The organism is Candidatus Lernaella stagnicola (genome assembly GCA_030765525.1).
In the GTDB taxonomy this organism is placed as follows: Bacteria; Lernaellota; Lernaellaia; order Lernaellales; family Lernaellaceae; genus Lernaella; species Lernaella stagnicola.
In genome coordinates, this window is the sequence record JAVCCK010000042.1 from 19,663 (window position 1) to 40,194 (window position 20,532).

The 20,532-nt window shown below is 57.7% G+C and carries 18 protein-coding genes and 1 tRNA gene; 9 read left to right on the forward strand and 10 right to left on the reverse strand.

Going from position 1 to position 20,532, the window contains the following annotated elements:
• Nucleotides 1–116 precede the first annotated feature (116 nt).
• Nucleotides 117–1,715 carry a hypothetical protein gene (locus P9L99_19685; GenBank protein MDP8225591.1) on the forward strand — a complete coding sequence of 533 codons (1,599 nt, stop codon included), beginning with the start codon at nt 117–119 and terminating at the stop codon, nt 1,713–1,715.
• 57 nt (nt 1,716–1,772) lie between these two features.
• Here the strand turns inward: P9L99_19685 and P9L99_19690 are convergent, their stop codons facing one another.
• The 3 genes from P9L99_19690 to P9L99_19700 all read right to left on the reverse strand — a co-directional run bounded on the left by P9L99_19690 (nt 1,773) and on the right by P9L99_19700 (nt 4,424).
• A complete protein-coding gene (locus tag P9L99_19690) occupies nt 1,773–3,128 on the reverse strand; it encodes a patatin-like phospholipase family protein (GenBank protein ID MDP8225592.1) in 1,356 nt (451 codons plus the stop codon).
• Nucleotides 3,129–3,593: 465 nt separating this feature from the next.
• The gene (locus P9L99_19695) at nt 3,594–3,986 is read right to left on the reverse strand and encodes a DUF4537 domain-containing protein (protein MDP8225593.1); all 393 of its coding nucleotides are present in this window, start codon (nt 3,984–3,986) and stop codon (nt 3,594–3,596) included.
• A 69-nt stretch (nt 3,987–4,055) separates the two neighbouring features.
• Nucleotides 4,056–4,424 (reverse strand): hypothetical protein, encoded by a 369-nt coding sequence (locus P9L99_19700; protein MDP8225594.1) that lies wholly within the window; start codon nt 4,422–4,424, stop codon nt 4,056–4,058.
• A 418-nt stretch (nt 4,425–4,842) separates the two neighbouring features.
• On the opposite strand from P9L99_19700, the gene P9L99_19705 reads away from it, so the two are divergent.
• Nucleotides 4,843–6,639 carry a long-chain fatty acid--CoA ligase gene (locus P9L99_19705; GenBank protein ID MDP8225595.1) on the forward strand — a complete coding sequence of 599 codons (1,797 nt, stop codon included), beginning with the start codon at nt 4,843–4,845 and terminating at the stop codon, nt 6,637–6,639.
• A gap of 27 nt (nt 6,640–6,666) precedes the next feature.
• Here P9L99_19705 and P9L99_19710 read toward each other — a convergent pair whose 3' ends face one another.
• The 3 genes from P9L99_19710 to P9L99_19720 form a co-directional block, all read right to left on the reverse strand.
• The gene (locus P9L99_19710; GenBank protein MDP8225596.1) at nt 6,667–6,963 is read right to left on the reverse strand and encodes a hypothetical protein; all 297 of its coding nucleotides are present in this window, start codon (nt 6,961–6,963) and stop codon (nt 6,667–6,669) included.
• 49 nt (nt 6,964–7,012) lie between these two features.
• Nucleotides 7,013–7,591: a hypothetical protein gene (locus P9L99_19715; GenBank protein ID MDP8225597.1), complete on the reverse strand. Its 579-nt coding sequence runs from the start codon at nt 7,589–7,591 to the stop codon at nt 7,013–7,015.
• 199 nt (nt 7,592–7,790) lie between these two features.
• On the reverse strand, nt 7,791–8,330 hold the full coding sequence (locus P9L99_19720) for a hypothetical protein (protein ID MDP8225598.1): 540 nt from the start codon (nt 8,328–8,330) through the stop codon (nt 7,791–7,793).
• A gap of 246 nt (nt 8,331–8,576) precedes the next feature.
• Here P9L99_19720 and P9L99_19725 point away from each other — a divergent pair, with 246 nt between their 5' ends.
• Nucleotides 8,577–9,599, forward strand: a complete 1,023-nt coding sequence (locus tag P9L99_19725) for a hypothetical protein (GenBank protein ID MDP8225599.1) — start codon at nt 8,577–8,579, stop codon at nt 9,597–9,599.
• A gap of 9 nt (nt 9,600–9,608) precedes the next feature.
• Here P9L99_19725 and P9L99_19730 read toward each other — a convergent pair whose 3' ends face one another.
• Entirely contained in the window at nt 9,609–10,583 is a 975-nt protein-coding gene (locus P9L99_19730; protein ID MDP8225600.1) for a hypothetical protein, read from the reverse strand.
• A complete protein-coding gene (locus tag P9L99_19735; GenBank protein ID MDP8225601.1) occupies nt 10,574–12,070 on the reverse strand; it encodes a bifunctional glycosyltransferase/class I SAM-dependent methyltransferase in 1,497 nt (498 codons plus the stop codon). Before P9L99_19735 ends, P9L99_19730 begins: the two co-directional genes overlap by 10 nt.
• Nucleotides 12,071–12,200: 130 nt before the next feature.
• Between P9L99_19735 and P9L99_19740 the strand changes: the two genes are divergently transcribed.
• The 5 genes from P9L99_19740 (at nt 12,201) to P9L99_19760 (ending at nt 18,897) form a co-directional block, all read left to right on the forward strand.
• On the forward strand, nt 12,201–13,250 hold the full coding sequence (locus P9L99_19740) for a prolipoprotein diacylglyceryl transferase (protein ID MDP8225602.1): 1,050 nt from the start codon (nt 12,201–12,203) through the stop codon (nt 13,248–13,250).
• 47 nt (nt 13,251–13,297) lie between these two features.
• Nucleotides 13,298–13,371: transfer RNA gene (locus P9L99_19745), tRNA-Val, on the forward strand.
• Nucleotides 13,372–13,567: 196 nt separating this feature from the next.
• A complete protein-coding gene (locus P9L99_19750; GenBank protein ID MDP8225603.1) occupies nt 13,568–15,697 on the forward strand; it encodes a hypothetical protein in 2,130 nt (709 codons plus the stop codon).
• A gap of 7 nt (nt 15,698–15,704) precedes the next feature.
• On the forward strand, nt 15,705–16,985 hold the full coding sequence (locus P9L99_19755; GenBank protein MDP8225604.1) for an AGE family epimerase/isomerase: 1,281 nt from the start codon (nt 15,705–15,707) through the stop codon (nt 16,983–16,985).
• Nucleotides 16,986–17,100: 115 nt separating this feature from the next.
• A complete protein-coding gene (locus P9L99_19760) occupies nt 17,101–18,897 on the forward strand; it encodes a hypothetical protein (protein MDP8225605.1) in 1,797 nt (598 codons plus the stop codon).
• Nucleotides 18,898–18,936: 39 nt separating this feature from the next.
• Here P9L99_19760 and P9L99_19765 read toward each other — a convergent pair whose 3' ends face one another.
• Complete coding sequence (locus tag P9L99_19765; protein MDP8225606.1) at nt 18,937–19,152, reverse strand: hypothetical protein; 216 nt, start codon at nt 19,150–19,152, stop codon at nt 18,937–18,939.
• Nucleotides 19,153–19,318: 166 nt separating this feature from the next.
• Here P9L99_19765 and P9L99_19770 point away from each other — a divergent pair, with 166 nt between their 5' ends.
• Nucleotides 19,319–19,669 (forward strand): hypothetical protein, encoded by a 351-nt coding sequence (locus tag P9L99_19770; protein ID MDP8225607.1) that lies wholly within the window; start codon nt 19,319–19,321, stop codon nt 19,667–19,669.
• Here P9L99_19770 and P9L99_19775 read toward each other — a convergent pair.
• Nucleotides 19,666–20,409, reverse strand: coding sequence for a hypothetical protein (locus P9L99_19775; GenBank protein ID MDP8225608.1), 744 nt, complete (start codon nt 20,407–20,409; stop codon nt 19,666–19,668). The two genes, P9L99_19770 and P9L99_19775, sit on opposite strands and share 4 nt — an antisense overlap.
• Nucleotides 20,410–20,532 lie beyond the last annotated feature (123 nt).

Consider the following 20,532-nt stretch of genomic DNA (forward strand, 5'->3'; position numbering starts at 1 on the left):
CACCGGTTTTTTACGTATTCGGTTATTGCCTAAGTGCCGTTTTCGGTGTGTTTAGTCCGGTGAGTCGTTGAGCGTGACATGGAGAATGTTTTTTAGTTCACGCGGAAAGGTATATTATGAACACAGATTTCCTTCGCCCCTTTCTGTTACTCGTCGTTGCCGCACTGCTGACCCTTGCGATCCTTCCTTCGCCCAGCTACGCGGATTGGGAAGAAAAATGGGCCGCCGCCTACAGCCATCGGGGGTGGGCGCAGGATTATCCTATTTCTATCTTGATCGCGCCCGACGGCAACGCGATTGTCACGGGTTCCAGTTATCTTTTGAAGTTTTCTTCCTACGGCCCACCCGGAGAAGACCACGCGCGCTTCGTCACCATCAAATACGATACGGCCGGGCAACCACTTTGGGTGGCGCAGTATCACCCCGACGACGACGGAAGCCATTGGCCGCAGGCGCAGGCCGTCGATGCCCAGGGCAACACCATCGTCACCGGCACATCATGGAACGGCTCAACGGATTTCGATTTCGCCACCGTTAAATACAATCCCGACGGTGAGCTTCTTTGGACGGCTCGTTGGACGGAAGCCGACATGGAAGACGTGCCGACCGCGGTTGCCGTCGACGCCGCGGGCAATGTTTTTGTTGCCGGCACTTCCTTGTGCGAAACGGAATTATTCGGCACCACGACGATAAAATATGACGCCGAGGGAAACGAACTTTGGGTCGAAACCCTGCCCTATAATTTGGGTACTCCCGACATGGGGAGCGTAATCGCCGTGACCGATGCGGGCGAGTCTTACGTAAGCGTGGAAGGCCACCGCGTGTCCTTTCCGGCGACAATCATTAAGCGAACCGCCGACGGCGAAATGCTTTGGCGAGTCGACCTGCCCGACACAAGAATTTACGCCCTTCGCCTGGACAGTGCCGGGAACTTGTTGGCGGTCGGGGACATTGACGACACAATGACACCCGTCGTCGCAAAATACGCTTCCGGTGGCGATTTGATTTGGCGTGTCGTCCTGCCGGATAGCAAGCCGGGACAACTTTCTTTCCGGCCACATCATTACCTGGCCCTCGACGACGCCGATAACGTCTACGTCTCCTCCCTCTATCGTTCGTTCGCCAAGATAAGTCCCGCCGGAGACCTGCTTTGGGCTACGACCCTCTATCGTTTCTCCACCCGCGCGTTGCAGCCGAGTGCCGATGGCGGCGTTTCGGTCGTCGGAACCAGCCGAGGCGATATGATGAATCCTTTCGACGATTACCTCGCCATCCTGCAGTTCGATGCCGAGGGTGAATTGTCCGAAACCGTCGTTCACGAATCCCGATACGGCTCCGAAGGAATCGACCTGGCACTCGACTCCGCCGGCCGGTTGTGGGCGACTGCCGGCCTCTGCCGATTCTACGTGGACTTCCCCAAGTTAGATTGTCTGCTTTGGGATATCTTTACCGTCCAGTATTCCGACGTCTCCTCACCGGTCGATGACGATGACGACACAACGCCAACAACGGATGACGACGACAACGACGACAACGACGATAACGACGACAACGACGATGACGATGACAACGACGACAACGACGACAACGACGATGACGATGACAACGACGATAACGACGACACCGACGATGACGATGACGACGATGTTTCGCCCGCCGGCGATGACGACGACCAGACCGAATCCGGCGATAGTAGTGACGGAGGATGTTTTTAGCTTGTTTTCGTTCAGCTCTTGACCGGTTTTTCTAATTCCGCGGCATTTTGAAGGTCGCTACATCACCAGCTTGATGTCGCGTTTGAGGCGTTCTTTGCCCAGGACGCCGATGACGGCCTCGTCGTTGGGGGTGGACTCCATTTTGCGGGCGTCTTCCTCAATGTGGACCATGGAGGTTTCGATGCCGTAGGAGCCGAGGATCTTCTTGAGCATCGGGTATTGCTCTTCCAGCGACTGCTTCACCGAGAGGAAGCCGCGCTCGGCCGCCTTGGCTCGCTGCCAGAAGGCCACGGGGTTCATCTCGAAGAACTGGACGTCGTTGATGCCCGGTTCGATCAGGATGATATCGCCCATGAAATTGGGATCCTGGGCGTAGTAGCGCATCGCCTGGTGCAGGCGGTGATGCAGCAACATGCGGAAAACCTGGTTGATCACCGCGACCATACCGCCGGCCGCCAAGTGGGGCTTGTCGGTGATGTACTGGTCGATTTCCTTGTACCACTGCACCACGAGGCGGTTTTCCAGCGGCCGGAACGGATTGTAGCAAATCACGAGGCTCGCGCCGTGTTCGACAGCCACGTCGATGTTGGCCGTGGCGGCCACGGCGCCGTCGACGTAATCGATGCCCTTGATGCGCGCCGGCTTGTAGAAGCCCGGCAAGGCGGTGGAAGCCTGGATGGCCTCGCTGATGGTCAGGGCGCAGTTTTCATCGTGGCCGAACACGACCCGCTCGCCGGTATCGAGTTTGGTGGCCGTGATGTAGAGCTCTTTGCGCTGCCGGTGATACAGATCGACGAAGTCGTTTTTGACGTGATTGGCTTCGAGGTTGTGGCGAATGTACGCCTCAAGCCGGCTGTTTTCGAAAATCCCCGAGGGGATGTAGTCGGTGATGGTGGGGATGCTTTGGCTGGCCGCGGCGATGCGCACCAGTATTTTCACGAGGTTATCAAAGTTTTTGTAGCTCGGCGAAAAGACGAAATCCGACACGTGACCCCAGAATTTCTTGTCGGAGGAAAAGAGCATCGACAGGAAATTGATACCGAAGCGCGGCAGCGTGGTCGCGAGGTCGAAAGTCAGTTCCAGGGGTTTTTGAATGAATTCGGAGATGTTGGGATTGTAGAAGTCGAGCGGTTTGAGTTGCGAAAGCCGGTCGGAGCGTCCGTCGAGGCTTTTGAGAACTTCTTCCGGCGAGATGCCCGTGCAGATCGGGCACGCGATCAAGGCGCCGGCAGACAGCCCCACGAACATCTCGAAGTCGATGATATCGCGGTTGATCATCAGGTCGGTCAGGGCCTTGAGGCCGCCCAGCTTATAGGCGCCGCCACTGACGGCACCGCCGGCCAAGACCAAGGCGGTCTTGGCGTTTTTCTTGCGGATGCTCAGATCGCTCTTCTGGACGATGGTTATTCCCATCGGTTCGCCTCCGGTTTTGCCCCTGCCCGTCGGTTGAGAGGCCGGACGTTTTTGCCGCCCGGCAGCCTCATGCTGCGTAGTTTCATCGTTGCTTGGCACAGAACGTATTGGTTGCGATCTGCGAACACACTCCAATATGTTGTGCGGAGTCTATCGGCCGACCACAACATCTGTCAACCATAAAGGAAACCGGATGTCTAGTCCCCCATTCCGGTCGTGGAATGTTTTGTCTTATTTTTCAATCGGTTGGAAAGTTCATTTCCCGTAGCGTAAAAGCTGCGGCCCCTGGCGCGGTGCGTCAAACAAGAAAGCTCCCCCTCCCCGCCACGCTCGGTTTCTTGCATGCGTTCCTCACGCGAGGGCGACCGTAGGCGGATTTCGCCACCCTGCCCGGCACGCAAAAACGCCGACAAGCATGCGTTGTGCTTGCCGGCGCTTATTAGAAGCAATCTTCCTTTTCGACCCTTAACGTAGCCGCAATTGGTTCCGTGACACCGTTCCCTGGTCGCCGTCGTTGAAGGCGATCGAATATTTGTTGCCGTTGATGGCCGAGACGGTCCCCGGGTAGTAGCGCCCGTCCGACCATTTCGCCAGCACTTTCACGCCGACTTTGACCATGGCCTTGGGCGGAACCACATCTATGACGATTTGGCTCGGCGCGCAGCATTTCTGGTCGCCGTCGTCAAAGGCGATGTGCCACCCGGCGTCGCATTTCTTGGCGATTTTGCCGTGGTACCACCCGTTGGCGGTCCACTCGGCGTAAACGGCGTGGCCGACGACAAATTTGCCCCCCGCTAGGGCGACGGTCGCGGCGATAAATAGCGCCACGATCAGAAACAGACAAAGCTTACGACTCATACGCGCACCCCCCTTTTCGGTTGAACGAAGCGAACCCCTCTCCTACCGCGATTGGTGGACGCGGGTCGCCTATTTGACTGTGAACGTCACCGAGGCGACTTCCTTGCCGCCGCTGTCGGTATCGTGCATGCGGAAGTCGTACGACCCCTTCTTTTTCGGCGCACTGAAGGTGAAAACCCCGGAGGTTTTGCCGCCAAGATACTGGTAGGTCAGGTCGTGTTTGTCGTTCTCGGCCTCGCTGCCGTGCGGTATCGACGCCGGGATAATGCCGATCCACGCGTTTTTCGCATAGGAACCGGGCGCTTTCCAGGTGACGTTAATCGCTTCGCCGGTTTTCACATCTGTTTTGTCGGCGCTGAGGCTGGGTCCACCGGAGCAGGCGCTAAGCACCAGGATGGACAATACGATCACACAAGCAAGCAACAGAATTCTTTTCATGAGTGTACTCCTTACAATCAAGTGCCGGGTCGGCTAGGCGAAGCCCGGCAGTCCGGTTTCCGTCGTTCAATCGCATGGCGAAGATACTCTGGCGCAAATCAGCGAAAGAAGCTCAATCATGGAGGTCATGGCATTCATTGCACATCGGTTTTGGCCTGTCAACGAAATCAGCCGCCGGAAGGCCCGAACCGGGCGAACCGACCGGTCCAGCCGAAACCTTATTGATACCGATTCCCTCTTGATAGAACCGAAGGCTGCGGGTGTTGAGGCGTGGGGAAGCGGTTTTTTCGCAGGTTGACGCCCACGCAATGATTCGCTTTTCGCCTGCCCCTTATTGACGCGACCGGCACCTTCCGGTACAAAGTCCGCACGTAACTTTTCCGCACTAATTATGCAACTTCCGAGATGGGGTGGGCAGATGGATCAGGATAAAAATCTCGCGCATATGTTCAAGACCAGTGCAACGAAATTCGGCAACAAGCCGTTTATGCGTTTCAAGAAAGACGGTGAATGGGCGACCCTGAGCTACCGTGAGGTGGACCGCATCGTCATGGACCTCGCCCAAGGCCTGTTGGCGCTGGGTTTCAAACGCGGCGACCGCATTTCGCTGCTTTCGGAAAACCGGCCGTACTGGGCGATGATGGATTTGGCCACGCAGTGCCTGGGTGGGATTCTGGCGACGATTTACGCCACCAACACTCCGAAGGAATGCGCCTACATCATCAACAACAGCGAATCGCGCTTCGTGGTGGTTTCCAACAACAACCAGTTGCAGAAGCTGATCAGCCGCAAGATCAGCCTGCCGACCGTGGAGAAGATCATCATCTTCGACCCGATCGAAGGCATTACCGATCAGGACGAGCGGGTGCTGTCGCTCAAGCAGTTGCGGGAAATGGGCCGCGACTACAACAAGCCCGAAGAGGTTGAGCAGGCCATCGGCAAAAGTACGATGGACGACGTGGCCACGTTGATTTACACGTCGGGCACGACCGGCGATCCCAAGGGCGTGATGCTCACCCACGGCAATTTCTACAGCAACGTCGAAGCGGCGATGTCCGTGATGCCCATCGAACCCGAAGAGTCGTTTTTGAGTTTCCTGCCCCTGTCGCACAGCTTGGAGCGCATGGCCGGGCACTTCACGCCCATGCACATCGGGGCAACAATCAGCTACGCCGAGTCGATCGACGCGATTCGCTCCAACCTGCAGGAAGTGCAGCCGACGGCGATGATCAGCGTGCCGCGCATTTATGAAAAATTCCACGCGGCGATCATGGGCAAAATCGAGTCGGGGGGCACGGTCAAACGCAAACTGTTCGCTTGGGCGATGAAGGTCGGCATCGAGCACAGCCAGCGCAAGATCGCCAAGAAGGGCATCTCGTTCCTGCTGCAAAAGCAATATGACCTGGCCGACGCGCTTGTCTTCACGAAGATCAAGGCGAATCTGGGCGGCAAGTTGCGGTACGCCATCAGCGGCGGTGCGCCGCTTTCGCCGGAACTGTTCGAGTTTTTCTGGGCGATGGGCATGGAGATTTACGAAGGCTACGGCCTGACCGAAACCTCGCCGGTGATCGCGGCCAATACGCCCGATGCGGTGCGCCGCGGTACCGTGGGCAAGGTGCTGCCCGGCGTGACGGTGAAGATCGCCGACGACGGGGAGATCCTCTGCAAGGGCCCGAATGTGATGAAGGGCTACTACAAGATGGATGAGGCGACGGCCGAAGCGATCGTGGATGGCTGGTTCTATACGGGCGATATCGGGGAGCTGGATGCTGACGGCTTTTTGACGATCACCGACCGGAAGAAGGACCTGATCATCACCGCGGGCGGCAAGAACGTCGCGCCGCAGAACATCGAGAACATGCTGAAGCTCGACCGCTTTATCGAGCAGGTGAACATCGTGGGCGATCGGCGCAAATACCTCACGGCGATCATCGCCCCGGCCTTCCCGGAACTCGAGGATTTCGCGCGGGATAAGGGTCTGACGTACACGAGTAACGAGGAACTGGTCGCCCTGCCGGCCGTGCGCGAGTTGATGCAGCAAGCCATCGACCGCGTGAACCAGGAATTGGCGAAATACGAGACGATCAAGAAGTTCTACATTTCGCCGGTGGTCTTCACGCAGGAAAACAACATGATTACACCGACGATGAAGGTCAAGCGCAAGAAGGTGACCGTGTTTTTCGCCAAAGAAATCGAGGCGATGTACGAGGAATAAAGGCGCGGGCCGACATCACTTGGCCGCCTAGCGGCAGTGGACGTTGAACTCCACGTCGTCGTTGACATAGACCGAACCCACCGACTTGCCGTCGCAATAGACGGTGATGCGCTTATCGACACTGCTGCCGAGATTCAAATAGTAGCGACCGCCGCTGTCGGGATAGGCTTTCTTGTTATTCCACGAGGTCGAAATCGTGTGGTTGCCCTTGAGGCATTTCTCGCCGCCTTTGCCGTAGCAGGCGCCGTAGAGGCCGTCGGCGGCGGCGAGCGTCGCACAGACGAAAAATAAGGCGAGCAGGACGCATACGAGTCGCATTTTCATGACCGATCTCCCTAATTAGACGTCGCGGCGACCGATTTGGTGTCGAGTTTTACTGGCTGAAGGCGCCGAGTAATTGCGTGGCGGCGGCTTCCTCGTTGCCATCGCCCAGGGCTGTTTGCAGCAGCTTCGCGTAGTTGCCGGGCAAATTGGCCACGACTTGCTTACCGTTAAGATAGCGCAGATCGTGCGCCAATTCCCACAACAGTTTGCGCGGCGTGGTCGTGCCCACCGACGCGCCGAGACTGAGGAAGTCGTCGCCGTCGATTTTCACCTTGCGGTTGCCGCGCCAGGCGATCACCACCTCGTCGATATCCCGGCCCTGCAATTCGTGCGCGAAGGCGATGAAAGAACGCACCACGTCCGCCGCTCCGGCCGGCGCGCCCACGTTGCGTACGTCGAAGACGATGGTTCCGGTATTGAAATAGGAGTCGTAGTAGGCCTTGGCGTGCACGCCCTGGTTCCGCGCGTCCTGACCGACAACTTTCTTTAGCGGTCGCTGCAGGCGGAAGTGATTCAACGCGAACACGCCGATAATCATCGCGAACGCGGCCAGGACCGCGATCGTAAAGCCTCGCTGTAAATTCTTCGACGTAAAGAAACGCCACGGGTTCTGCTTTAAGAGAATCACACGCATCCACCCTGTTTCGGCCTAAGCCCCGACGATACCCCCATCGCCGGTCGTCCAGCCTGACAAACTATTTTTCTTGCCGGCTAAAGTACCACGCAGGCCCGATAGCCAGCAACCGTACAGGCGTCAAAAAAGGCGGACCGAAGCCCGCCTCTCATTTCTTACATAAACGCTCGTAGGCCTCGACGGCCGACGATGCTTACATCGCAAAGTCGCCGCAGGTAATCGTCCCTTCGGCCACACCGATAAACAATTCGTTTTCCGCTGCGACCACGCCGCAGTAGAAGGTGACCACGCCCTCCAAATCGCCCTCGACAACGGTGAAGTCGACGAAGTTGGAGACAACATCCGCGGCACAAACGGCATCGGGAATGGTGTCGGGTTTCGCGAAGGATCCCTGCATCTCCCCGCTGGTCGCGTCGTGACGGAAACCGGTCACGTCATAGGCTTCTTCTTCGTCGCCGTCAGGCCACAGTTCGCCGGTAAGAACGCCGGTGTCGATGTCGATGTCGATGTACGCGGTCCACAACGATTGCCCGGCTTCGGCCGACGTGGTCGTGCCTTCGATGGACAAATCATAGCCGTTGCAGTCGCCGCCGGTATCATCATCGCCGCCGGTATCATCGTCTGTAGCGTCGTTATCGTCGTTGTCGTCGTCATCGTCGTCACAGCTACACGAACCGATTGCCAATGCCAGTGCAAACACACACAAAAGCACCAAGAACATCCGGACTTTCATCCTTGTGTCTCCTTTCAGATAAAGCTGAGTTTGGACATAACATACTAACTAACACATTTTGGGATTGAATTGTAAATAGCAGAATTGGATGCTCCCGGATTCCGTTTCGCGCACCTCCCGGCGTTGCTTGGGTCGGGGCGCATATCGTACAGTGAGCCGCCGAAGTTACTCGAAAGCAGCTCTTGCCGGTGTCGCCGGCGTCGTTTTTTTTCGCAGGGGCTTCGGCGCGACCGTGAGGGGAACATCATGCAAAACAGTCGTTTCAATTGGAAAAGCCTTGTGGGCCTGTGCCTGGGTTATTTCGCGGCCTATGTGGTTTACGGCACGTTCGTGCGCTGGCTGCGAATCACGCAGGAAATGCCCGGCATGGAAGTCACCTTCAACACGACGGTCGGCGGGACGCTGATCTGCATGGTGGTGGTGTTGGTGTTTTGGTGGCCGGGACGCCTCGTACTGCGCGAGCCGCGGGTTTGGGGCGGCAGAATACCCGGGGAATACGCCTGGCTGGTGCCGTCCGGTATTTGCACGGGTTTCGTGATTGTCACGACGACTTTGATGTACACCTACGGTTTTTCGGTGATGGTGGCGATGGTGCTGATGCGTTCGGCACTGATCGTGTCCAGCCGGGCTGTCGACGCGATTCTGATTCGACAGGGCCACGTGACCAAGCCGGTGTACTGGCAGGAAAACGCCGCGGTCGTGGCGGCTGTCGCGGCGATGAGCGTCGTGATTTTCGTGGCCGACAAGGACGATTTCAAGTTCTTTGAGTCCTCGGCCGCCATGATCACGATGCTGTTCTACATCATTCCCTACAGCCTCCGCATTTACATTTTGAACCGCTTCAAGACGCAAGCCGACCACAAGGCCATTTTCGGCATCGAGCAGATAGCCGCCTCCAGCACGATTTTCCTCGTCATGGGCGCGGTCGTGATCGCCTACCTCGCGGGCTGGAATCCGACGCCGGTGGCCGAATTCGCGGCCGGCGTCTTCAGCCCTACACCGGTGGCGATTCTCATCGGAATGGTTTTCGGAATTGGCGCGTTCTTCTCGGTTTTTCTTTTCCTCTTTAAAGACGGTTCAGCGACCTTCAACGTCACCTTGAACCGCCTGACCTCGCTGACTGCCGGCACCGTGGCGACGTTGTGCTTCTGGCTGCTTTTCGACGGTCAGCCAGTCAAGTCGTACCAGTGGGCGGCGTTGGGCGTCGTGCTTTTGGCGATCGGGCTTTTGGCCTGGGCGGGCAAGCGGCGAAAGCGGGAGGCAGCCTGAGCCGGGGCGTTATTTGATTTTTCCCTCGCGGCGCAGGCGGAAGTAATGCCGCCAACCCAGGATAAGCGGCCAGCGACGTTCGGCGGGGGTTAGTTCGATACGCACGCCGTAGGTTCGTTCCACTTTGTCCAAGAGATAATCCAGCCAGTTGTCGATAAACAGAATGTTTTTGAACCACCGCATTTTGCCGCGCCGGCGGCTGCGAGCCAGGAGGCTCCGCGTCGTCTCGTGAAGTGCGGCGCGTTGCGACACCGAGCGGCGCATGAAATACGTGCCGGGCGGGTCTTCGGCTTGGCGGGCGTGAAACAATTCGGGGTTGGCGTCGCAGAATTGATCGAGGTGGACGCGGTAGGCCGCGCGGTAGAACTCCGGCGCGGCGGCAAACAGCGCCGCGACTTTCTCGTCGGTCTTTTCCAGGCGCACCTCGCCCAGATAACTCAGCGCCAAAGCCTGCGTGATGAACTCGTCGAGGGTGAATTCGTTGGGCACTTTGTTGACTGCGTGCTCGGTGATGGTGCCCATCGCCTGCCAACAACACCCCAGCAGTTCGTCGCGTTCGAAGGTGTCACGATACCAGGCAAGCCCGATGCGTTTGGAAAAGCGACCGAGATGGTAGAGGTCGGACGCCTCGAAGTGAACTTCCCGCCGCAGGTCTTCGACACTGATCACGCAGACCTTGCATCGGAGCGGCTCACCCTCGTGTTCGATCTCCAGGAAGTAAACGTTCGGCGGTAATACTCGGGCCGACCAGCGGTCGCGGCGTCGCGAGAAGACCGAGCGGTAATCGTCACAAACCAGGTAAAAATCGAAAAAAGAATTCCCGCTCGCCGTCTCACTATCCAGACGCGACCCGTAGAACACCACTGCCGCAAGGCCGTCTTTGAAACGCCGGCGGAACTCTTCGACAAACGCCGCGACGACCGGCGAGGGATCCAACTCGCAGGTTTCGCGCAGCAGAGACAGCGGATCGACGGTCATCGCCATTGCGCTTCGGAGCTTTCCAGGCGGGCGATCCGCGCCTCCAGAACGAACTGGTAGGCGAAGAGACCGGGCCAGAGCCGGGTCAGGAAGTGGTAAGTGCCGTCCAAGAACCGGATAAAGAGGTTGTGGGCGTGAGTTTGAAATACGATCTCGAAAGGCAACGGCGTCGTGCGGCGCTCAACGATTTCAAAGCCGGTCTGCCGCACGAGGCGTTCAAACGTGGCTTTCGTGAACAGGCGCACGTGGGTGTCGTCCAGAATGCCGCGCGGGCCGTATTCGAAGCGGCCCAGCAAAAGCGACAGCCGATAGAACCAAATGGCGACGTTGCCGGTGGAAATGATCAAGCGGCCTTCCGGCGTCAGGTGCCGCCTCACCAGGGCCATGGCGGTCTCGCGGTGAACCAGGTGCTCGATCACATCGGCAAGAATCACCACGTCGAATTCGCGACCGTAGGGCAACTGGACGATATCGTTGTCTAAATCCATTTGATGGTAGTGGTCGTAGGGCAAGCGCACTTGCTCCGGCGGCAGCTTGTCGACGCCGACGACGTGACAGCCCTTCTTCGCCAACTCGTGGGCCAAAAGGCCTTGGCTGCAGCCCAGGTCCAACACTCGCGCCCCGGCGGGCACGGCATCCAGAATTTGGCGATGCGATCCCAGCGGCGAGCTTTTAAATGTGTACTTGCCGCCGTGTTGGATGATCCACCGGCCGTGTCGATGGATGTGCAATTGATGCAGGCGGTACCCCAGGGCAGCGGCGAGGATGCGCCACGCCTGCCGCATCGAAAGGGGCCGGCGACCGCTTCGCTTGACCGGCAGGGGCACGGCGCGCGGCAAGCGGCGCAGGATTTTGCATTGGATGAACAGCTCCGTTTCGAGTTCGGGACCGTCCGAGTTTTCCTGCAGGGGTATTTCGCGCAAAAGTGGTACGGCAAACAGGCGGAAGCCGGCGCGGTGGTCGGCGAGGTCAGTGTGCAAAATTCGGTTGAGCCGTCGATTCAAGCGCGCTTCGGGCGGGGGCAATTCGCCCGCTTGCGTGACGCCCAGTGCGCATTCTGCGCCGTCAAACACCGCCGCCGCAAGTAGAGGAACGACGGCTTCGGGATCGAACTTATCGCCGCGACCAGCCACGACGACGAAATCGAAATCTTCGTCGACGGCGTACTGCAGGCCGGCTTTCAACGTGGTTTCGTAACCGAAGGCGCGCACGTGTCGCAGCACGCGCAGTACGGGTCGCGGTGGTTCGGTGACCGGCTCGGCAACGGTGTCGCCGGGCGGTAGGTAGGCGTACACCGCGGTCAACAAGCGGTCAAAATCCAGCGGTAACTCGGCGGCGATCCGCTGCAGGTCGGCGGCGGAAGGGCACTCGGCGAGAAACAGGGCGAGACGCGGGAAGGTGTCTCCCATTTCGTCCCGGCGTTCCAGAAGCCGCGCCAACTCGCTTGTTTGGTTCGTGATAGGGCCCCCCTGCCCGGCCCGAAAGTCCCTCACGCGCGACACGGGCCGTCGGGTCGTTATTACACCACGAGCCGGGCAGCGACAACAGCGCCCCGTTGAAGTTCTCCCTTGATCGCGTCCGGTTCGGAACTTAGGATACATCTTCGCGAAAGGAGATAAGCGATTGCACCCGATCCTATTTGAGATCTTAGGCCATCAGGTTCGCACCTACAGCGTCGCCATGGCGTTGGGGTTCGTGGTGAGTCTTGCGTTGCTGCGGCGGCGCGCTCCATACGAGCAGATCAACGTCGACGCCGCGCTCAACAGCGCGATTCTGATCATCATCGGCACGATCGTCGGTGGCCGGATCATGTTCATCATCAATACGTGGTCCGAGCGCTTCGCCACCGAAGGTCGTACGGCGTGGGAAGTGTTTCTCGAACTGTTCAAGGTGTGGGAAGGCGGGCTGGTTTTCTACGGCGGCTTTCTCGGCAGTATCTTGCTCGTTTGGCTGTATCTGACGATCCGTAAAATTCCGGTACTGCAATACATCGACCTGTATGCACCCTATGGGGGCTTGGGTTTGGCAATTCACCGGCCGTTCGGCTGTTTCCTTAATGGTTGCTGTTACGGTGGGCCGACCCATATGCCGTGGGGTGTACACTTTCCGCTGAGCGCCTCGGCGACGCGGTGGTGGGGGATCGACCAAGCCCTGCACCCGACGCAAATCTACATGGGGCTTTCGGGCTTACTGATCTTTTTCGCGCTGGTGTGGTATCGCAACCGTAAGCAACGACACGGGGAAGTGTTCGGTCTGCTGCTGATGATTTACGCCGTAAATCGTTTTCTCGTCGAAATCGTGCGAGGCGATAAGATTCGCGGTCACGTGCCGGCGTTCGCGTTGATCTTTCTGGCGGTCTTCGGCGCGGGGATTTTGCTTTATTTTCTATTCCGTGCCAACGACGGCAAACTGCAGCCGTTGAAGTGGGTCGGTGTCGCTTTGTATACGTTGGGCGGATTCCTCGGCTTGTTCGGCACAACCAGCGGCAGCGCGCTTTCGGTCATGGAATCGCCGTTTTCGACGAGTCAATACATTGGCTTTTTTGTATTCGTCGCCGGCGCGGCCTTGTTCTACTACGCGCGATATTATGGGCAGGTCGTACAGCCGGAGTACGGCCAATTGATCGAATCGGAACCGGAAGAAGAGGAGGCGCCACACCCGGAGCCCGCCTGACGGGCTTGCCGCCCGGATGGGGTAAGGGTATTCTCGCGCACGTTTTGGGGCGGGTAGCTCAGCTGGTTAGAGCATCGGTCTTACAAACCGGGGGTCGGGGGTTCGAAACCCTTCCCGCCCAGATCTCTTCCGAATATTCTGCCTGTAATCGTATCGAACCGACATGATCCAAGGTGACTTGAATGTCGGCTTTTGCCGCCGAGTTCTCAAAACGGACGTGTTTTGGTCTTCGTTGGTCTTAGCGAAACCGCCGTTGATCCGGCGGCAGGAAATCGTTAGTCTTTCTTTTCGGGGTTCCACAAGTCGGGGTTTACAGAATGAAATTTTCGAAATTCCTTTGGATGCTGTTGGTGATCTCTCTGCTTTTCGGCGGCTTCGCGTGTGACGACGACGATGACGACGATAACGACGTAGCCGAAGGCGACGACGATGACGACGATGACGATGACGACGACAATAACGACGACAACGACGACGATGACGACGATGACGACGACGATGACGACGACGATAACGACAATGATGACGACAACGATGACGACGATGATAACGACACCGTCGAACCGATCACGCTGGATCTGATTGAGGGCTGCAATCCCTTCTCGACCAGCGAAGAATGCTACTTGCCGTATCCGTCGGCGTTTTTCCAGGCGGAAGACGCATCCAGCCCCACCGGTGTGCGCGTGAACTATCCGGAAGGCACGTTGCCGGTCAATCCGACGCTGCCGCCTTTTGCCATGGCGCCGACGAACACCGCCGACGGCGTTTCACCGGCCGGGCCGGTCATACTGCATTTCGCCGACGATGTTCACGGGGACTTTCTAACCAACGAACTGGAACTGGAAGAGTCGTTGGCGCCGGGCAATCCGATCGCCTTGTTCAATGCGGATACGGGCGAACGCGTGCTGTTCCTTTCCGAGATGGACATGAACCGGCGGCCGCTTTTCCCCGACCGCTATGCGTTGATTGTCCGCCCGATGGAACCGATGCAAATGGCGACCCGCCACATCGCCGTATTGACTACCGACCTGACCAACGATGACGGGGAGCCTTTCGAGGCGCCGCCCGCATTTGCCGCGCTGCGCGACAACATTCCGGTCACGAACGAAGAAATCGAGGCGATTCGCCCGCATTACGAAGAACTGTTCACGTTTCTGGAGGCGAGCGGTTACCCGCGGCACAACTTGTTGCTGGCGTGGGATTTCATGGTGGCGAGTCCGGAGTACCTGACGGGATCCGTGGTGTCGATGCGCGAGGCCGTGCTGCCGGAAATCCTCGGCACGGGTTTGGGATACACCATCACCGATGTCTACGAGAACCCGAATGAACACCTGCTGCGTATTGTTGAGGGCGACTTTGAAGTCCCGGGGTATCTCACCGAGGACAACGACATCATTTACGATGACGACCACCACCCGATCCGCCAGCCGGAAAATCTGTGGTTCCCGTATACGATGATCATCCCCAAGATGGCTGAAACAGCCGGCGAGCCGCTGCCGTTGGTGGTATTCGGCCACGGCCTCTTCGGTAGCGGGCGTTCCTACCTGAATGGCGGGATCGGTTCGTCCATTCACCCGCTGGCTAACGAAGCCGGCGTGGTGATGATCGCAACGGATTGGATCGGCCTGTCTCAGGGCGACTTGGAAATCATCCTCAATGAAGTACTTTACGATCTAAACCGTGTGTCCATCGTGACCGATCGGCTGCAGCAATCGCTAATTAACAACCTGACGATGACCGAGCTTGCGATTGGTAGTCTGCCGGAGGACCCGGCCATTTGGGACGGAGCAAACGCTCTGATCGATGAAGAGCGGATTTACTACTACGGCGCCAGCCTGGGCGGCATTCAGGGCACGTCGTTCATGGCGATTTCGAATCGTTTCACGCGTGGCGTGTTGGGAGTGCCGGGCTCGGTGTGGCTGAACATGATCCCGCGCTCGACGAACTGGGTGCCGATCAAGTTGATGATGGACCTGCTATACCCGGACCCGCTCGTCCAACAAATGGGCGTCGCTTTCATCCAAACACGCTTTGACATGTCCGACCCGGTCAACCTGTCACGACTGCTTTACGAAGACCCGTTACCCAACGTGCCCGACGAGCGCATCGTCTTGCTGCAGGAGTCGATCGGCGATTGCCAAGTGCCGAACCTGTCCACCGAGATGCTGGCCCGGGCCCTCGGCATCCCGCAACTCGAACCGCCGATCTACTACGCGCCCGGTTTGGACGCTATCGCTTCACCGACGAACGAATCGGTCATGGCGCAGTACTATCTGGTCGAGCAGGTTCTGGCCAATCCACCGCCGTTGACCAACGTTCCGCCGAACGTCGACAACGGATCGCATTTCGACATGCTTTTCATGCCGCACGTGATGGAGCAGGTGTTTCACTTCATGCTCGACGGAGAAATTGTGCAGTACTGCACCGGACTCTGCGACCCCGATTGATTCGGCCATGAACGAAGCGCTCGCAGCAAAATGCAGGACATGGCGCGACGAAGCTCACGCACACCTCACGCGTGAATTGCTGCCCTTCTGGCTGACACGAGCCCGTGACGATCGGCACGGCGGCCTGCTCACCCACGCCGACCGCCACGGAAACGATCCCGGTACCGACGAAAAATCCCTCATCTCGCAAACCCGGACCATTTACACGATGTCCGCAGCGCATCGCGCCGGCTATGGCGAAGGCCGCGCGGCGACGCTGGCACGTTACGGCGTCGATTTTTTACTCGCCAAGTTTTGGGATCCCGACCACGGCGGTTTCTATTGGATGGCCGACCGTACGGGGAAAATCGGCCATGACGCCAAGGTACTTTACGGGCACGCGTTTGCTGTTTATGGCCTGAGCGAATACACGCTCGCCACCGGCGATCCTCGCGGCCGCGATTTTGCCGCGCGCACTTTCGATCTGATCGCCGCGCGCTGTCGCGAGCCGGAATTCGGCGGGTACCGAGAAATGTTTGCACGCGACTGGACACCGGCCGGGCCCGGTGCAGCCGGCGGAGATCGCAAAACTTTCGACGTCCATATGCATTTGATGGAAGCGTTCGCCGCCTTGGCGGAATGTACCGGGGAGGCCACACACCGCGACGCTCTTCACGAAGTCATCGGGCTGCTATGCGGCAAGATGTTGCACGCGGAATTGGGCACGGGCATCCCGCAATTCGATTTCGCCTGGCATCCGCGGCCGCTTATTCGTTTTGATATCGTTTGGGGTCACGACCGGTTCAGCGACGGCGGCGTGAAGCCGAATCCTGACGACATAACCTCGTTTGGGCACAACGTGGAGTTCGCCTGGTTGTTGCGTGATGGGTTGCGGAAAAATGGAATGGATATAGGCGTCCACCGAGACGTGTCGCGCCGTCTTTACGAGCACGCGCTGGCTAGCGGTATCGATTGGAAGCATGGTGGTGTGTATGTGGAGGGACCGCACAGCGGCGGCGTATACGACACCGATAAGGAATTCTGGCAGCAGGCGGAATCGTTGGTGGGAATGCTCGACGCTTACGAGCTTTTTGGTAGGGAAGACTATCTAGACGCGTATGAGGCGGTTCATCGTTTCGTTTTCGACCACGTTATCAACCACGAAGTCGGTGAGTGGCGTCCGTTGCTAACCCAAGAAGGTCGAGCCCTCTGGCACCACCTCGGGGATTCCTGGAAAACGAATTACCACACTGTGCGGTCGATGATCGAGGTCATCCGCCGCCTTAACCGGCTTCTCGCGTCCAATTGATATTCAACATCGCCGGTTGCCGCTGCGGATTGCATCTCACACAAGCTGGAAACCGGTTGGCGATTTCGCTAGATTGAGCTTTATGAACGACCCCGTGCCGTCTAAAAGAAAGCCCATGCCGCGTTGGCAAATTGCCGCGGTGGCGACGATTCTCGTAGCCGTCGCGCTGTTTCACGCAGGGGTCAATCTCATTTACTTGCCGCGACACGCGCTTCCCGACGAAGAAGAATACGGTTTCATCCTGGGTAGCATCCACTTGGCCGAACGTTTTAAGGACGATCCGGGACAAGTGTTGAAGTCGATCTGGCGCTCGCCCCATGCCGTCAACGGAGCCAATCTACACGCCGTCGCCGGCGCCCTCGCCTTTCGGATTTATCCCGCGTACCGGTCGCTATTGGCCACCTCGACGTTTTTCATGCTCATCACCTTGTTGTTCATGTTTCTCGTGGCGCGCGATTTGGCCGGTTGGCCCGCCGGACTGATGGCGTTCGTGTTTGCCTCGTTTTTCCCCGTTATTTTTGTGTGGTCTCGGCTGTTCTATTGCGATGTTGGCCTCATGATGGTCGCCACGGTGGGGTGCTTTTTCGCAGTGCGAAGCGAGGGTTTCACGCGGCTTGGGTACGCGGCGGCTTACGGCGCGTGGCTGGCGATAACGCCGCGTTTCGGCTGGACGGTCAGCGATGCAATGATTGCGCTAATGGCGGTTGGGTCGCCATCGCTGCCGGTTTTTCTGAAGGGTGTTTGGGGGGAAGACGGAAAGCGGCGCCGCAGGGCTTTGGTGGGAGTCGGAATCGCCTTGGCGCTGTTTCTGATTTTCTTCGATCATCCGTGGCTGTTCAAGGCTTTTGATTATTTGCGCTATGAAGGCGTTGAGTTGGCGGGGACGAAATACGCCGGCGGTAATTTGTTGCTTCATCCCGAGTCGGTTTTCGCGTATCTGCCGGTCATCTACCGGGTGTTGGCCTCGCCGGCTTGGTCTATCGCTTTTCTGTTGGCCTTGCCCCTTTATCTTTATCGACCGTCCTGGAAAAAGATTACCGTGCTTTTCTGGCTGGCGTTGCCGTTAATGATTCTTTCGTTGGTGGCAAAAAAAAATATCAATTACGTACATGCGTTAGTGCCGGCCATGGCTCTGGTGATCGCTGTGGCATTGAGCGAATTGCCGCGCGCCCGTCTTGGCAAGGCGGCGTCGGCCATCGCTGCCGCGCTCGTTGTTGTTGCCGTTTTTCAGTTTTCCTTGATTACCTTCTATAATGAAGAAAACCGTGCGAAGTTCTCGCTTACCCGCCTCAACGACGTCCAACGGTTCTTTGAAATTCGCTTCCCGCTCCATTTCGTGAAACGGTGTCAGGATTCCGAATTCGAGAATATGGGGCGCGATGTGCGAGAGCTGGTGACGCAAACTTGGCCGGCGAAGCAACCTCTTTCGATCCTGCTGCTAAACGACGGCGCCCCAAGCGATAACCGCCTCGTGCAGATTTATTTACGCTGCGCCCTGAGCGACCGTGACCTCCAAATCGTCGATCCGCACGATCTCTACATGAACTTTCTGACACAAGAGCTGCGTGATCTCGCCGCAAAACAGGGCTTGGCGCAGGTGGCCGTAACGCCCTTGTTTACAAACGCGAAAAGCCAAACCTTTGACCTGGTCATTCGTGTTCGCTCGCCGTTTTCGCCCGGTTGTGACAACATCGAATGCGAATTTTTCAACAACGTGGAATCGCTGTGGTCCGATGTCGCCCAGACGGCATGGCAGGCCGATCAACAAACCGCCGTGCAAAAACACATTGCCGCTGAAATGGCGGCGTTCGTCGCGCTTCACCCACCATCGGATAAGACCGTGGCCAGTTACTTCACCTGCAATCGAGGCGGGAGCATCGTGACCATCGAGCAGCCCGAGATCTTGCCATGAATTTGGCGTCGGTCGGCCGGCCCGAATCTACTTGGATCGTTATTCAAAAAGAATTTTTACCAATACACTTCCGCCAAGGTTCACGGCGAATCCGGCCAGCAATACCCAAATAATTTTATCGAACGTCTTTTTTACGTCCCTAACGTCTTCTTTGATATGCGCCATTTCCCTCTCCATCGATTCACGCACGAGCTTACACTCCGCCTTACGCAAATACAGGCCGTTGTGATTGTGTTCGTCCTTGGGATTCGTCATTTGCATCCTTTCAGCCGTTTCCAGAAATCGAACGTCACATTCCGGAAATCAGACACCGCCCTCTCCCGCACCGCGCTATCCCTTTGTTTTTACTTATTTTTACGCTTTGGCACGGCAAATGCTTTGAGACGACACAAAATAACGACTCAACGCGGAGGATACCTCCATGCCACGCTCTCTGGTTTACCGCGCGTTTTTGCTTTCTTTCCTCATAACCTTTCTCGTAGCGTCGGCCGTCGCGTGCGGCGGCGATGACGATGATGACGCCGGGGCGTCCGATGACGACAGCGGCGGTGATGATGATGACGATGATCTGACAGACGCAGGCGCGGATGACTGGTTCACTGAAGACGCCGCGTGTGAAATCATCCTTGACTGTTTTGATTGGTGGACTGAGTGTCCCCCATTTGGATACGGCACGGTGGAAACATGGGCGTGCTTCGCTAACTACCTAATTATGGCGGAGTTGTTCCCCGGCAATGCGTGCCAATACCTGGACTATTGCCTCAACCTCTAGGGCGAATAACTCTGTGGTGATGTGGCGATATCAAGGCTGATTACACTCAGGTCGGTGGCGGCACCTATGCCGGTTTTCGCGACCTCAATTTGTAGCTCATCCCCACTAAATGACAGGCTGTACGTATACAGGTCGTTAGCCCCGTACGATACCGCCACGTCCTTATCATGCGCCGCGCTAGCGTCACCCGAAAACCAGCCGAACATGACGGAAAACAGTGCGCCTGTGTCGATTGTGAGCGAGAACGTGTCTGCGCTGTAGGCGTGGCTTGAGAGGTTGCCGTCGCGGGGGAAATATACGAGGTCGTCGTCCCCGCTCCCCGCGTCGTTACCCTCGGAATCGCCCGGCCATATTTCACTCGCTCCGAGCGCAGCGATATTGACCTTGCCGCACATGCGGACATATATCCACCGCCGCGTCCAATCGACACGGGCAGACGTGGGAACGGCGAGGCTATAGTCCGAGAGGTCGATTATCGTACACCCATCATACGTTGCACTCCCCGCGTCTAGCGCCAAAAACGGGATGTGGTAGAACGATCCGGTGTGTGGGTGGCTTTGGCAGTATTGCGGCGTATGGCGCGTCCATAGGTTTTCGGTGGACCCGAGGTAGGACGCCTTTGTCCGCAACTGGAATAGGTCCGTCTCGACAAGGGCATTGTAATCCGATGCAAGGGTCGGGTCGCCGCTGGATACGGTTTCCGACGAATAGGCGTTTCCGTTCGCATCTTCGTAGGCCATTTACTGTATCCCTTCCCGCTTCAACAGCGGTTCAAAAAGTTCCGTCCACCCGCGTGTCGCTGCGCAGTCGCTTGAGCGGCGCGGCGATACAGTTGGTAGCTGAGAAAATCATTTATCACACCG

Excerpts from the sequence above, each read along its gene's own strand:
- P9L99_19750 (MDP8225603.1), top strand. The coding sequence starts at position 13,568 with ATGAAATTTTCGAAATTCCTTTGGATGCTGTTGGTGATCTCTCTGCTT.
- P9L99_19760 (MDP8225605.1), top strand. The coding sequence starts at position 17,101 with ATGCCGCGTTGGCAAATTGCCGCGGTGGCGACGATTCTCGTAGCCGTC.
- P9L99_19730 (MDP8225600.1), bottom strand. The coding sequence starts at position 10,583 with ATGGCGATGACCGTCGATCCGCTGTCTCTGCTGCGCGAAACCTGCGAG.
- P9L99_19710 (MDP8225596.1), bottom strand. The coding sequence starts at position 6,963 with ATGAAAATGCGACTCGTATGCGTCCTGCTCGCCTTATTTTTCGTCTGT.
- P9L99_19765 (MDP8225606.1), bottom strand. The coding sequence starts at position 19,152 with ATGACGAATCCCAAGGACGAACACAATCACAACGGCCTGTATTTGCGT.
- P9L99_19705 (MDP8225595.1), top strand. The coding sequence starts at position 4,843 with ATGGATCAGGATAAAAATCTCGCGCATATGTTCAAGACCAGTGCAACG.
- P9L99_19770 (MDP8225607.1), top strand. The coding sequence starts at position 19,319 with ATGCCACGCTCTCTGGTTTACCGCGCGTTTTTGCTTTCTTTCCTCATA.
- P9L99_19695 (MDP8225593.1), bottom strand. The coding sequence starts at position 3,986 with ATGAGTCGTAAGCTTTGTCTGTTTCTGATCGTGGCGCTATTTATCGCC.
- P9L99_19720 (MDP8225598.1), bottom strand. The coding sequence starts at position 8,330 with ATGAAAGTCCGGATGTTCTTGGTGCTTTTGTGTGTGTTTGCACTGGCA.
- P9L99_19775 (MDP8225608.1), bottom strand. The coding sequence starts at position 20,409 with ATGGCCTACGAAGATGCGAACGGAAACGCCTATTCGTCGGAAACCGTA.
- P9L99_19725 (MDP8225599.1), top strand. The coding sequence starts at position 8,577 with ATGCAAAACAGTCGTTTCAATTGGAAAAGCCTTGTGGGCCTGTGCCTG.
- P9L99_19755 (MDP8225604.1), top strand. The coding sequence starts at position 15,705 with ATGAACGAAGCGCTCGCAGCAAAATGCAGGACATGGCGCGACGAAGCT.
- P9L99_19700 (MDP8225594.1), bottom strand. The coding sequence starts at position 4,424 with ATGAAAAGAATTCTGTTGCTTGCTTGTGTGATCGTATTGTCCATCCTG.
- P9L99_19685 (MDP8225591.1), top strand. The coding sequence starts at position 117 with ATGAACACAGATTTCCTTCGCCCCTTTCTGTTACTCGTCGTTGCCGCA.
- P9L99_19690 (MDP8225592.1), bottom strand. The coding sequence starts at position 3,128 with ATGGGAATAACCATCGTCCAGAAGAGCGATCTGAGCATCCGCAAGAAA.